The 12184-nt window shown below is 59.3% G+C and carries 13 protein-coding genes; 2 read left to right on the forward strand and 11 right to left on the reverse strand.

Annotation, left to right across the window (positions count from 1 at the left end):
* Positions 1-12 precede the first annotated feature (12 nt).
* Complete coding sequence (gene ccrA / locus DWB67_RS07350) at positions 13-1302, reverse strand: crotonyl-CoA carboxylase/reductase (protein ID WP_119806864.1); 1290 nt, start codon at positions 1300-1302, stop codon at positions 13-15.
* A 210-nt stretch (positions 1303-1512) separates the two neighbouring features.
* On the opposite strand from ccrA, the gene DWB67_RS07355 reads away from it, so the two are divergent.
* Positions 1513-3465, forward strand: a complete 1953-nt coding sequence (locus DWB67_RS07355) for a protein meaA (protein ID WP_119806865.1) — start codon at positions 1513-1515, stop codon at positions 3463-3465.
* 57 nt (positions 3466-3522) lie between these two features.
* On the opposite strand, the gene rpmE is transcribed toward DWB67_RS07355, so the two are convergent.
* Genes rpmE through ffh form a run of 7 tightly spaced genes read right to left on the reverse strand, consistent with a single transcriptional unit; the run spans position 3523 to position 7770 of the window.
* Positions 3523-3744 (reverse strand): 50S ribosomal protein L31, encoded by a 222-nt coding sequence (gene rpmE / locus DWB67_RS07360; RefSeq protein ID WP_119806866.1) that lies wholly within the window; start codon positions 3742-3744, stop codon positions 3523-3525.
* Between the two features lie 14 nt (positions 3745-3758).
* A complete protein-coding gene (rplS, locus tag DWB67_RS07365; RefSeq protein ID WP_072298491.1) occupies positions 3759-4142 on the reverse strand; it encodes a 50S ribosomal protein L19 in 384 nt (127 codons plus the stop codon).
* Between the two features lie 5 nt (positions 4143-4147).
* Entirely contained in the window at positions 4148-5014 is an 867-nt protein-coding gene (gene trmD, locus DWB67_RS07370; protein ID WP_119806867.1) for a tRNA (guanosine(37)-N1)-methyltransferase TrmD, read from the reverse strand.
* A complete protein-coding gene (gene rimM, locus DWB67_RS07375) occupies positions 5011-5511 on the reverse strand; it encodes a ribosome maturation factor RimM (protein ID WP_119806868.1) in 501 nt (166 codons plus the stop codon). Before rimM ends, trmD begins: the two co-directional genes overlap by 4 nt.
* Positions 5512-5560: 49 nt before the next feature.
* Positions 5561-5917 carry a 30S ribosomal protein S16 gene (gene rpsP, locus DWB67_RS07380; protein WP_119806869.1) on the reverse strand — a complete coding sequence of 119 codons (357 nt, stop codon included), beginning with the start codon at positions 5915-5917 and terminating at the stop codon, positions 5561-5563.
* Between the two features lie 48 nt (positions 5918-5965).
* Positions 5966-6271 (reverse strand): chorismate mutase, encoded by a 306-nt coding sequence (locus DWB67_RS07385; RefSeq protein ID WP_119806870.1) that lies wholly within the window; start codon positions 6269-6271, stop codon positions 5966-5968.
* Between the two features lie 2 nt (positions 6272-6273).
* A complete protein-coding gene (ffh, locus tag DWB67_RS07390; RefSeq protein ID WP_119806871.1) occupies positions 6274-7770 on the reverse strand; it encodes a signal recognition particle protein in 1497 nt (498 codons plus the stop codon).
* 304 nt (positions 7771-8074) lie between these two features.
* On the opposite strand from ffh, the gene DWB67_RS07395 reads away from it, so the two are divergent.
* Complete coding sequence (locus tag DWB67_RS07395; protein ID WP_119806872.1) at positions 8075-8845, forward strand: division plane positioning ATPase MipZ; 771 nt, start codon at positions 8075-8077, stop codon at positions 8843-8845.
* A 260-nt stretch (positions 8846-9105) separates the two neighbouring features.
* Here DWB67_RS07395 and DWB67_RS07400 read toward each other — a convergent pair whose 3' ends face one another.
* From DWB67_RS07400 to DWB67_RS07410, 3 genes are all read right to left on the reverse strand, one after another.
* Positions 9106-9333 carry a hypothetical protein gene (locus tag DWB67_RS07400; protein ID WP_119806873.1) on the reverse strand — a complete coding sequence of 76 codons (228 nt, stop codon included), beginning with the start codon at positions 9331-9333 and terminating at the stop codon, positions 9106-9108.
* A gap of 142 nt (positions 9334-9475) precedes the next feature.
* A complete protein-coding gene (locus DWB67_RS07405; RefSeq protein WP_119806874.1) occupies positions 9476-10789 on the reverse strand; it encodes a pyruvate dehydrogenase complex dihydrolipoamide acetyltransferase in 1314 nt (437 codons plus the stop codon).
* A gap of 13 nt (positions 10790-10802) precedes the next feature.
* Positions 10803-12170: a pyruvate dehydrogenase complex E1 component subunit beta gene (locus tag DWB67_RS07410; RefSeq protein WP_119806875.1), complete on the reverse strand. Its 1368-nt coding sequence runs from the start codon at positions 12168-12170 to the stop codon at positions 10803-10805.
* Positions 12171-12184: the final 14 nt, after the last annotated feature.

Consider the following 12184-nt stretch of genomic DNA (forward strand, 5'->3'; position numbering starts at 1 on the left):
GGACCGCCGTATTTAGGGGTGGCCGCTGTCCAGCGCATCACCGAAGGTCCGCAGGCCGGTGCGGGGGGATTGGACCAGCACGGACATATTGCCCGGCTTATGTTCATTGCGGAACATTTTCATATGGGCGGCGGGAACATCGGCCCATGGAAAAACCTCGGACATGCAGGGGTCCAGTCGGCGTTCCAGCATCAGCTTGTTCGCCGCACTTGCCTGTTTCAAATGCGCGAAATGGCTGCCTTGCACGCGCTTTTGGTGCATCCACAAATAACGCACGTCAAAGGTGCAGTTAAAGCCGGTGGTGCCCGCGCAGATGACGATCATGCCGCCCTTTTTGCAAACCAGCGTGCTGACGGGGAAGGTCGCTTCACCAGGGTGTTCAAAGACGATATCGACGTTATTGCCCTTACCGGTGATGTCCCAGATGGCCTTGCCGAACCTGCGCGCCTCGGTAAACCATTCCTTGTATTCAGGGGTGTTCACCTTGGGCAGCTGGCCCCAGCATTTGAAGTCCTTGCGGTTGATAACGCCCTTGGCCCCAAGGCCCATGACGAAGTCGCGCTTGTCCTCATCGGATATGACGCCGATGGCGTTGCCGCCCGCCGCATTGATCAGCTGGATCGCATAAGACCCCAAACCACCCGAGGCCCCCCAGACCAGCACGTTCATGCCGGGCTTCAATTCATGGGGTTCATGGCCGAACAGCATCCGGTATGCGGTAGCAAGGGTCAGGGTATAGCATGCCGATTCTTCCCACGTCAGGTGGCGGGGGCGCAGCATCAGCTGTTGCGATTGCACGCGGGTGAATTGGGCGAAACTGCCGTCGGGGGTTTCATAGCCCCAAATGCGTTGGGTGGTCGAAAACATCGGGTCGCCACCGTTGCATTCCTCGTCATCGCCATCATCCTGATTGCAATGGACCACGACCTCGTCGCCGATTTTCCAGCGTTTGACCTTGTCACCGACCGCCCAGACAATCCCCGAAGCATCCGATCCCGCGATGTGATAGGGCGCATTATGTCCGTCAAAGGGGCTGATGGGCTGACCCAGACCGGCCCAGATACCGTTGTAATTGACACCCGCCGCCATCACCATGACCAGCACTTCGTTGCTGTCGATGCTTGGCGTTTTCACGACTTCCAATTGCATGGCGGTATCGGGTTCGCCGTGACGTTCACGGCGGATGGCCCAAGCGTGCATTTTCGCAGGCACATGACCCAATGGCGGCATTTCACCGACGGCATAAAGGTCCTTTACGGGGGCATCGTAAGGGGCGATCGGGGTCGGTGCGTCGAGGGCCATCATACTCTCCTTCCATATGCCGCAGCGCAGAATCGCTGGGGCCAACTTGACCTGTTCTAGGACATTTGGCGTAATAATTCAAATATCATTGCAAAATATTGGTAATATTGTTTCGCATAGAAAGTTGAACTGCCGCGGTGCAGCGAATTGACGCAGCATTTTTATGTCTATAAGTGATTATATATAGAAACATTGTTGCGAGGATAAGTAATGGCCCAGAAGGACAAGCCTTGGCTGTTTCGCACCTATGCGGGCCATTCCACGGCTGCAAAATCGAACGCGCTTTACCGGACCAATCTTTCAAAGGGTCAGACAGGACTGTCCGTAGCCTTCGATCTGCCCACCCAGACGGGCTATGACAGCGATCACGTTCTGGCGCAGGGCGAGGTGGGCAAGGTCGGCGTGCCGGTCTGTCATCTGGGCGATATGCGGGCGTTATTCGACCAGATCCCGTTGGATCAGATGAACACCTCGATGACGATCAATGCGACCGCGCCTTGGCTTTTGTCGCTGTATATCGCTGCCGCGCAGGAACAGGGGGCTGATGTGGCTGCCCTGCAGGGCACGGTGCAGAACGATTTGATCAAGGAATACCTGTCGCGCGGCACCTATATCTGCCCGCCGAAGCCGTCGCTGGCGATGATCACGGATGTCGCGGCCTATACCCGCGAACACCTGCCCAAATGGAACCCGATGAACGTCTGTTCATATCACCTGCAAGAGGCCGGGGCGACGCCCGAACAGGAACTGGCCTATGCTTTGGCAACGGCTGTGGCCGTGCTAGACGACCTGAAGGGTAAGGTGCCCGCTGATGATTTCCCTGCGATGGTCGGGCGCATCAGCTTCTTTGTGAACGCGGGCATCCGCTTTGTGACCGAGCTGTGCAAGATGCGCGCCTTCACCGAGCTGTGGGACGCAATCACGCAGGAACGTTACGGCATCACCGATCCGAAATACCGGCGTTTCCGCTATGGCGTGCAGGTCAACAGCCTTGGGCTGACCGAACAGCAGCCGGAAAACAACGTCTATCGTATCCTTTTGGAAACGCTGGCAGTAACGCTGTCGAAGAATGCGCGGGCGCGGGCGGTGCAACTGCCTGCTTGGAACGAGGCTTTGGGCCTTCCGCGCCCGTGGGACCAGCAATGGTCGCTGCGGATGCAGCAGATTCTGGCCTATGAAACCGATCTGCTGGAATTCGGGGATCTGTTCGACGGCAATCCGGTGATCGATGCCAAGGTGGCCGAGCTGAAATCGGGCGCGCGGGCCGAGCTGGATCTGCTGGACCAGATGGGCGGGGCAATTGCAGCCATCGACTATATGAAGTCGCGGCTGGTCGAATCGAATGCGGCACGACTTGGCAAGATCGAGACGAACGAGACCATCGTCGTCGGCGTGAACCGCTGGCAACAGGCCGAGCCATCGCCTCTGACGGCGGGTGATGGGGGCATTATGGTTGTCGATCCGGCGGTTGAACAGGACCAGATTGCACGGTTGCAGGACTGGCGTGCGGGTCGTGATGCAGCAGCGGTCGCAGCGGCGCTGGATGCCCTGCGGGCTGATGCCGCGGCGGGTCGCAATGTGATGCCAGCCTCGATTGTCGCGGCGCGGGCGGGGGTGACGACCGGTGAATGGGCAGGTGTCATGCGGCAGGTCCACGGTGAATATCGCGGCCCAACCGGCGTCTCGGCCAATCCGTCCAACCAGACCGAAGGGTTACAGGACATCCGCGAGGCGGTGGATGCCGTCAGCCATCGTCTGGGGCGGCGGTTGAAATTTCTGGTCGGAAAGCCGGGGCTGGACGGGCATTCCAACGGTGCCGAACAGATCGCTTTCCGCGCCCGAGATTGCGGCATGGATATCACCTATGAAGGCATCCGCCTGACCCCTGAACAGATCGTCACACGCGCATCCGAGGAAGATGCCCATGTCATCGGGCTGTCGATCCTGTCAGGCAGCCATCTGCCGTTGATCCGTGATGTGATGGACCGGATGCAGGGGGCTGGGCTGGGCCACGTTCCGGTGATCGTAGGCGGTATTATTCCCGACGAGGACGCGCAATCACTGTCCGAAATGGGCGTGGCGCGGGTCTATACCCCCAAGGATTTCCAGCTGAACACGATCATGCGCGACATCGTCACGCTTGTCGAACCTGCGATGGCCTGACATGCAAAACGCCGCCCCGAGGGGCGGCGTTCGTATAATGTCGCAAGGGCGGGGCAATTAGAAGCCAAGACCTGCATATTTGGATTTGAACTTCGTGACGCGGCCACCGGCATCCATAAGACGGGTAGAGCCACCGTTCCAGGCCGGGTGCGACGTGGGATCGATGTCCAGAGTCATGGTCGCACCTTCGGTGCTCCAGGTCGAACGGGTCTGGTAGACAGTCCCGTCGGTCATTTTGACCTCGATCATGTGATAATCGGGATGGATTTCGTTTTTCATCTCGTGACCTCGGTTCAGGCTTTCGCGTCGGTTTTGGGGCGGTAGTTGGTTTTCTCGACGATACGTGCCGATTTACCACGACGGTCGCGCAGATAGTACAGCTTGGCGCGACGGACTTTACCGCGACGGACAACTTCGATCGAATCGATGTTGGTCGAGTACAGCGGGAACACACGTTCCACGCCTTCACCGAAGCTGATCTTACGCACGGTAAAGCTGGCTGCGATGGTGCTGCCGCCCTTGCGCGAGATGCAGACGCCTTCATAGTTCTGAACGCGCGAGCGGGTGCCCTCGGTCACTTTGTAGCCGACGCGAATGGTGTCGCCAGCTTTGAAGTCCGGAATATTCTTACCAAGCTCTGCGATTTGCTCGGCTTCTAGTTCTGCGATCAGATTCATCGCTGCTAATCCTTATCATGCTCGCGGTGTTTCCGCGATTGGTCTGATGCGCCCGAGCGCTGTCGGTCCTTTGTCGGGTCCACACGCGTGTCCGCATATGCCCGCCACAGATCGGGGCGACGTTCTTTTGTTAGCCGTTCGGCTTCAGTGGCACGCCAGTCAGCGATGGCCGCGTGATTTCCCGACAACAGGATGTCAGGGATCTGGCGGTCGTCCCAAATAGCGGGCTTCGTGAACTGGGGGTGTTCCAGAAGACCCCGATTGCCGACAGAAAAGGATTCCTCGGCCAGCGAATCCTGATTCCCCAGTACGCGCGGTATAAGCCGGACTGTCGTGTCGATCAAGACCTGAGCGGCGATCTCTCCTCCGGTCAGGACATAATCGCCGATACTGATCTCTTCGACGTTGTGGGCGTCCAGAACGCGCTGGTCGACGCCTTCGAAACGGCCACAGATCAGCGTGACGCCGGGGCCTTCGGCCAATTCGCGGGCGCGGGCCTGCGTCAACGGTTTGCCACGGGGTGACATATAGATCACTGGCAGGCGCGACGCCCGACCGGCTTCCTGCAGGGCGGCGTCCATGACATCGGCGCGGATGACCATACCGGCACCGCCACCGGCGGGGGTGTCATCGACATTGCGGTGTTTACCGACGCCGAAATCACGCAGCGGGATGGTCTGTATGTTCCACAAACCTTGCGACAGCGCCTTGCCGGTCAGCGACAGGCCAAGGATGCCGGGAAACGCCTCGGGGAACAGGGTGATGACGCGGGCGGTCCACGCGCCCTGCACCTGCGGTTCGGCCATCAGTTCGCGCGGACGCAAGGTCGCGCTGATCGACAGGCGGCCATGCGATTTGGGCGGTTGTGTCATTCGTCTACGCCGGGGGGATCGGCGACGATACGGCGCGCTGCCAGATCGACCGTCGGCACAACCGCTTTGGTGAACGGCAGCATCAGGATGTCGGAACCCCCAACAATTTCAAGGATATCACCGGCGCCATGGTCATAGATGGCGCGGACACGACCCAAAGACTGGCCGCCTGTATCCACCACCTCTAGCCCGATCAGATCGGCATGATAGAATTCGTCATCGGGAAGCGAGGGCAGGGCATCGCGGGGTGCCCAAAGGGTCAGGCCTTTGAGGGCCTCGGCCTCTTCGCGGGTGGAAATACCAGTCACGCGGGCACCGATGCCACCTGTCACCGCACGCGTCAGCGAGACATTAAAAGACCGCTTGCCATCCTCGGATGTCAGCGGCGCGTAATTTTCGATATCGGCAGGTTCGGCGCAGAAGCTTTTCAGCCGGACTTCGCCATGGACCCCGAAGGCCCCGGCAATCGCGCCGACACAGATGCGGTCGTCAGCCATTCTCAGCCTCCTGGTTGGTGTCTGGCGGGGTTGCCCCCGCCAGCAGATATCACTCGGCTTCAGCCGGAGCAGCAGCTTTCGCAGCACGCTCTTCAGCACGCTTCGTTGCTTTTTTGCCGGGAACGGCTTTCTTCATGTTCTTACGCTCGGCCTTTTCCTTGACGCCGGCAGCTTCCAGGAAGCGTGCAACGCGGTCGGTCGGCTGTGCGCCCTGACCCAGCCAGTACTGGATACGCTCGATATCCATTTTGACGCGGTCTTCGCTGTCTTTGGCCAGCAGCGGGTTATAGGTGCCCAGCTTTTCCAGGAAGCGGCCGTCGCGCGGCATGCGCGAATCGGAAGCGACGATGGCATAGTGAGGGCGCTTTTTGCTGCCACCACGGGCAAGGCGGATTTTCATAGACATGGGTAGTCTCCTTGGAAAGTCTTTGACGCTTGGCGGATCGCCTTGGCGTCAGGGTTGCAGTTGTTCGTGGTGCCGGATGACTTCGGCGATCACGAAATTCAGGAATTTACGCGCGAATTCCGGGTTCAGATCGGCCTCGCGCGCGAGGCGTTCCAACCGCTCGATCTGTTGCGCTTCGCGCGTCGGATCCGAGGGAGGAAGGTCGTGTTCGGCTTTGAGTTTGCCGACGGATTGGGTGTGCTTGAACCTTTCGGCAAGCGTATAGACCAGAATGGCGTCCAGACGGTCGATACTGGCGCGATGTTCGGCCAGAATTTCGGCGGCGCGCAGGGCCTGTTCGGGTGTATCGGTCATGGTCACTTCTTACCGAAAAGGCCGCCAAGGCCACTGGGCAGACCGGCTTTGCCAAGCTGGCCGCCAAGACCTTTGGGATCTTGCAACATCTTCTGGGCTTCGGCCATTTTCGCCGGGTCCAGATTGTCCATGTCGGGCAGGCCGCCACCTTTGCCGGTCATGGCGCGCATGGCTTGCTTCATCATGCCGCCCTTGCCCATCTTGCCCAGCTTTTTCATGGTATCTGCCATCTGCTTTTGCATCTTCAGCAGCTTGTTCAGGTCGGACACTTCCAGACCGGCACCTGCGGCAATCCGCTTTTTGCGGCTGGCCTGCAGAAGATCGGGGTTGGCCCGTTCCTTTTTGGTCATAGAATTGATCAGCGCGACCTGATGGCGGACCACCTTGTCGTCAAAGCCCGCAGCCTCGGCCTGTTTGGCCATTTTCGACATGCCGGGCATCATCGACATGACCGACTGCATGCCGCCCATCTTCTGCATCTGTTCCAGCTGGCCGCGAAGGTCGTTCATGTTGAACATGCCCTTCTGGAAACGCTTCATCATGCGTTCGGCTTGTTCAACCTCCAGCACTTGCTGCGCTTTTTCGACAAGCGCGACGATGTCGCCCATGCCAAGGATGCGGCCCGCGACGCGCTGTGCGTCGAAGGTTTCCAGTGCATCCATCTTTTCGCCCAAACCGACAAAGCGGATCGGCTTGCCCGTAACTGCGCGCATGGACAAAGCCGCACCGCCGCGACCATCGCCATCCATCCGCGTCAGCACGACGCCGGTGATGCCGACCTTGCCGTCGAATTCGGTGGCAACATTGACGGCATCCTGACCGGTCAAGCCATCGACGACCAGAATGGTTTCGCGCGGCTGTGCGATATCGCGCACGGCCTGCACTTCGTCCATCAAGACTTCGTCGATGTGCAGACGACCCGCAGTATCCAGCAGGAAGACATCATAGCCGCCCAAGGATGCCTGCGTTTTGGCACGCTTGGCGATCTGCGGGGCGGTTTCGCCCATTACGATCGGCAGCGTATCGACACCAATCTGCTGGCCCAGAATCGCCAGCTGCTCCATCGCGGCGGGACGGTTGGTGTCCAGCGATGCCATCAGAACGCGCTTCTTTTCGCGGTCCTTCAGACGCAGCGCCAGTTTGGCGGTGGTGGTGGTCTTACCCGAACCCTGCAAGCCGACCATCAGGATGGGCGAGGGCGGGTTGTCGATACGCAGGGCGTCAGGTTCGTCTTCGCCCTGCAGGACCTTGATCAGTTCGTCATGGACAATCTTGACGACCTGCTGACCCGGAGAGATGGATTTCGTCACCGAAGCGCCGGTCGCCTTGGCCGTTACCGATTTCACAAAGTTACGCGCAACTTGCAGCGAAACGTCAGCCTCTAGCAGCGCGACGCGCACTTCGCGCATTGCGGCAGTGACGTCGTCTTCAGTCAGCGCACCTTGCTTGGTCAGCCGGTCGAAGACGCCGCCCAAACGGTCGGAAAGGTTCTCGAACATAGGCCGGGCCTCCTGCGGTCCAAATACGGTTTTGCCCCCGTGGGCGCGACGCGCTGACGGGGGGCGATCCCCGTGCCGGACGGGGACCGGAAGGATTGCCTTCCGGGAATTGGAGGTCTGATACGCAAAAACGGCGCCCAAGTCAACCTTCAGCCCCGCCTATATTGGCTGCGCGTTACGACGGGGCCGGACTGGTCCGGGCGTGGTCACAAGGCGACAGGTCTTACCCATCTGCAACCGCAGCTTTCCATCGTCATAACAGCCAGCTAGGCTTTTGATCAACAGACAGGGCAAGAGGCGATGTGTGGCGCATATTATCGTGGTCGGAAACGAGAAGGGCGGATCGGGCAAATCCACCACCTCGATGCATGTGGCAACAGCGCTGGCGCGGATGGGGCATCGGGTCGGCGGTTTGGATCTGGATGTCCGCCAGCGCAGCTTTGCCCGATATCTGGAAAATCGCAGCGCCTTCCGCACACGCGAGGGGGTGGATCTGCCGATGCCGATCATGGCCGAACTGGCCGAAGGGCCGGACCCCCTGTCGCCTGCGTTGGAACGGATGGATCAGGCATATGACTTTATCCTGATCGACTGCCCGGGATCACATACCAAGCTAAGCCAGATGGCCCATACGCTGGCCGACACATTGATCACCCCGCTGAATGACAGCTTTGTCGACTTCGACCTGCTGGCGCGGATGTCCCCCGAGGGAGAGGTGCTTGGCCCCTCGATCTATGCCGAAATGGTCTGGGCTGCCCGCCAGATGCGTGCGCAAGCGGGTGCAGGGCCGATCGACTGGATCGTGCTGCGCAACCGGCTTGGCACGCAACAGATGCATAACAAGCGCAAGGTCGGCGGCGCTTTGGCATCGCTGTCCAAACGGATCGGATTTCGTGTCGCTCCGGGGTTTTCGGAACGTGTGGTCTTTCGTGAACTGTTCCCGCGCGGGTTGACGCTGCTGGACCTGAAAGATGTCGGATCAGACGCCATGTCTATGTCACAGATCGCGGCACGTCAGGAATTGCGCGACCTGATCACGATGCTGAACCTGCCGGGGGTGGGCGTGACCTTTTAAGTTACAAATTTTTGCCAAAGGTCGTTTGGTCGGGACTGACAATCCATATGTGGATTGTGCTGCAAGGGATATCCGGCAGATTGTCGAGAGATGGCCGGTGTTCGTTGCCATCGACGGCGATATTCGCTGCGGATAACGGATCAAGCCGCGCTTCGGACCGGCTGGAATATGATCTGCCAGTCTTCTAAAAGCGAAAATTCAACGACTATCCGGAACGAAAAACCGCGCCATGACAACAGGGCGCGGTTTCGGGTATCTGATTACTTGCCTTGGCCTTCGCGCTTGCAATAAGCATCGGCGTCCGCGACCGACATATCTGCCGGATGATCGATCGAGCGATCCCAATCCGTCAGGCCTTTGGTATACAGCTGGCAGGTGACGGTGCCCTGCGGAGTTTCGACCATGACTGGTTCGGATTCAAAATCCTTGGGGGTGCACGCCGCAAGGATTGCTGCAGAAATCAGGGCAAAGCCAATTTTGTACATCATACCATTTATCCGTTTTAGGGTTACAACTTTGGGCATTATATCCGCAAAAAAACTCAATCGGAAATAATATAGGCGGTAGATAAAGCTATCTACCGCCTATGTCGATTGATCTATTCGTATAGCATTGACGTATACTTTGGCGTTAGGCCAGCATGCCGATCGGGTTTTCCAGATGGGACACGATTGCCTCCAGCAGTTGCGCACCCATGGCGCCATCGATCACACGGTGGTCGACCGACAGGGTCATCGACATCACATTGCGAATGACGACCTGATCGCCTTCGACGACCGGAGTCTTGACGCCTGCGCCGACCGCAAGGATCGCGCCATGCGGCGGGTTGATGACGGCATCGAAATTCTCGATCCCGAACATGCCCAGGTTGCTGATGGCAAAGCTGCCGCCCTGATATTCATGGGGGGCCAATTTCTTGGATTTCGCACGACCGGCTAGATCTTTCATCTCGGCTGACAGTGTCGACAACGTCTTTTGATGCGCGTCCTTCAGGACCGGCGTGAACAGCCCGCCCTCGATCGCGACAGCAACGGCGACATCGGATGGCGTCAGTTTCAGGATACGGTCGCCCGCCCAGACAGCATTCGCGTCCGGCACCTGCTGCAGCGCCAAGGCCGAAGCCTTGATGATGAAGTCGTTGACCGACAGCTTGACGCCCCTTCCTTCCAGCTGCTTGTTCAGCATGGCGCGGAATTCCATCAGCGCATCCAGCTTGGCCGAACGACGCAGATAGAAATGCGGGATGGTCTGCTTGGCCTCGGTCAGACGTCCGGCGATGGTGCGGCGCATGCCGTCCAGTTGCACTTCGGTCGTTTCGCGGTCGGCATACATCTTGATGACGGCATCGGTGGACAGACCCTTGGGGGCCTGCGCCGGTGCAGCCGCTGCGGCGGGTGCCGCTGCGGTTTCAGCCTTGGCAGGGGCAGCGCCCGCCTTGGCGTTTTTGACATCTGCCTTGACGATTCGTCCACGCGGGCCGGAACCCGTGATGGTGGACAGGTCTAGACCTTTGTCAGCCGCAATGCGGCGCGCCAGAGGCGATGCAAAGATGCGGGTGCCATCGGCCTTGGCTGCCGGTGCCGCAGCCTTGGCGGGCGAGATATCGCGGTCCGCCTCGCCCTGCACTTCGCGCGGGGCTTCTGCAGGGGCGCTGTCGGTTTTCGCCTCGGCCTTGGGGGCCGAGATGTCATCAGCGGATTCGCCGTCTTCCAGCAGGACGGCAATGGCGGTGTTCACCGCCACGCCTGATGTGCCTTCGGCAATCAGGATCTTGCCGATCTTGCCTTCGTCAACCGCCTCGAATTCCATCGTGGCTTTATCGGTTTCGATCTCGGCAAGGATATCGCCGGATTTGACCTCGTCGCCCTCTTTCACCAGCCATTTGGCAAGTGTGCCTTCCTCCATCGTGGGGGACAGCGCGGGCATCAGGATTTCCGTGGGCATCGCGTTACCTCCCTTACTTGTAGGTGACTTTTTTCACGGCTTCGACGACCTCGGCGGGCGTGATCAGCGCGTGCTTTTCAAGATTTGCGGCATAGGGCATCGGCACATCCTTACCGGTGCAATTGATGACCGGCGCGTCCAGATAGTCAAACGCGTTTTCCATCAACCAGGCCGAGATGTGGTTGCCGATCGATCCGACGGGGAAGCCTTCCTCGACGGTGACGCAGCGGTTGGTCTTTTTCACCGATTCAAGGATCGAACCGTAATCCAGCGGGCGCAGGGTCCGCAGATCGATCACCTCGGCTTCGATGCCGTCTTCGGCCAGCTTGTCAGCGGCTTCCAATGCATGCGCCATACCAATGCCGAAGCTGACGATGGTGACATCGTCACCCTTGCGGGCAATGCGGGCCTTGCCGAACGGAATGGTGAAATCGTCCATATCCGGCACTTCGAAGCTGCGACCGTAGAGGATCTCGTTTTCAAGGAAGATCACCGGGTTCGGATCGCGGATTGCCTGCTTCATCAGACCTTTGGCGTCGGCTGCCGAATAGGGCATGACGACCTTCAGGCCCGGAATGGCGGCGAACCATGCGGCGTAATCCTGGCTGTGCTGGGCACCGACGCGGGCGGCAGCGCCGTTCGGACCGCGGAAGACCATCGGGGCACCCATCTGGCCGCCCGACATATACAGCGTCTTGGCAGCCGAGTTGATGATGTGGTCCATGGCCTGCATGGCAAAGTTGAAGGTCATGAATTCAACGATCGGACGCAGACCGGCAAGGGCCGCACCGGTGCCTATACCGGCAAAGCCGATTTCGCTGATCGGCGTGTCGACGACGCGGCGCGGGCCGAATTTGTCCAGCAACCCTTGGCTGATCTTATAGGCACCTTCGTATTCGCCGACTTCTTCGCCCATCAGGAAGACGGTGTCGTCACGTTCCATTTCCTCGGACATGGCCTCGCGCAATGCTTCGCGCACGGTCATCGTCTTCATCGGAGTGCCTTCGGGCCAGTCGGGGCTGGCATCGGGCTGGGGCGTTTTTACTTCCTCGATGGCCGAGGTGGTGGGCTTTTCTTCAGGTGCTGCCTTGGCGGGTGCCGCAGTTTCGGCAGGCGCCTTGATGTCGTCGGCACTTTCGCCGTCTTCGACCAGAACGGCAATCGGCGTGTTCACTTTCACGCCCTGCTCGCCTTCTTGCACCAGAATCTTGCCAAGGATGCCTTCGTCGACAGCCTCGAATTCCATGGTGGCTTTGTCGGTTTCGATTTCGGCCAGGATGTCGCCGGATTTAACCTCGTCGCCTTCCTTTTTCAGCCATTTCGCAAGCGTGCCTTCCTCCATCGTGGGGGACAGGGCAGGCATCAGGATTTCAATAGCCATGTTACGTCACCCCC

It is taken from the genome of Paracoccus sp. JM45 (assembly GCF_003590715.1).
In the GTDB taxonomy this organism is placed as follows: Bacteria; Pseudomonadota; Alphaproteobacteria; order Rhodobacterales; family Rhodobacteraceae; genus Paracoccus.

What these genes read in the sequence shown, in the direction of transcription:
- DWB67_RS07355 (WP_119806865.1), top strand. Translation starts at nt 1,513, where the DNA reads ATGGCCCAGAAGGACAAGCCTTGGCTGTTTCGCACCTATGCGGGCCAT.
- DWB67_RS07400 (WP_119806873.1), bottom strand. Translation starts at nt 9,333, where the DNA reads ATGATGTACAAAATTGGCTTTGCCCTGATTTCTGCAGCAATCCTTGCG.
- rplS (WP_072298491.1), bottom strand. Translation starts at nt 4,142, where the DNA reads ATGAATCTGATCGCAGAACTAGAAGCCGAGCAAATCGCAGAGCTTGGT.
- ffh (WP_119806871.1), bottom strand. Translation starts at nt 7,770, where the DNA reads ATGTTCGAGAACCTTTCCGACCGTTTGGGCGGCGTCTTCGACCGGCTG.
- DWB67_RS07410 (WP_119806875.1), bottom strand. Translation starts at nt 12,170, where the DNA reads ATGGCTATTGAAATCCTGATGCCTGCCCTGTCCCCCACGATGGAGGAA.
- rimM (WP_119806868.1), bottom strand. Translation starts at nt 5,511, where the DNA reads ATGGCTGACGACCGCATCTGTGTCGGCGCGATTGCCGGGGCCTTCGGG.
- DWB67_RS07405 (WP_119806874.1), bottom strand. Translation starts at nt 10,789, where the DNA reads ATGCCCACGGAAATCCTGATGCCCGCGCTGTCCCCCACGATGGAGGAA.
- ccrA (WP_119806864.1), bottom strand. Translation starts at nt 1,302, where the DNA reads ATGGCCCTCGACGCACCGACCCCGATCGCCCCTTACGATGCCCCCGTA.
- rpsP (WP_119806869.1), bottom strand. Translation starts at nt 5,917, where the DNA reads ATGTCTATGAAAATCCGCCTTGCCCGTGGTGGCAGCAAAAAGCGCCCT.
- rpmE (WP_119806866.1), bottom strand. Translation starts at nt 3,744, where the DNA reads ATGAAAAACGAAATCCATCCCGATTATCACATGATCGAGGTCAAAATG.
- trmD (WP_119806867.1), bottom strand. Translation starts at nt 5,014, where the DNA reads ATGACACAACCGCCCAAATCGCATGGCCGCCTGTCGATCAGCGCGACC.
- DWB67_RS07385 (WP_119806870.1), bottom strand. Translation starts at nt 6,271, where the DNA reads ATGACCGATACACCCGAACAGGCCCTGCGCGCCGCCGAAATTCTGGCC.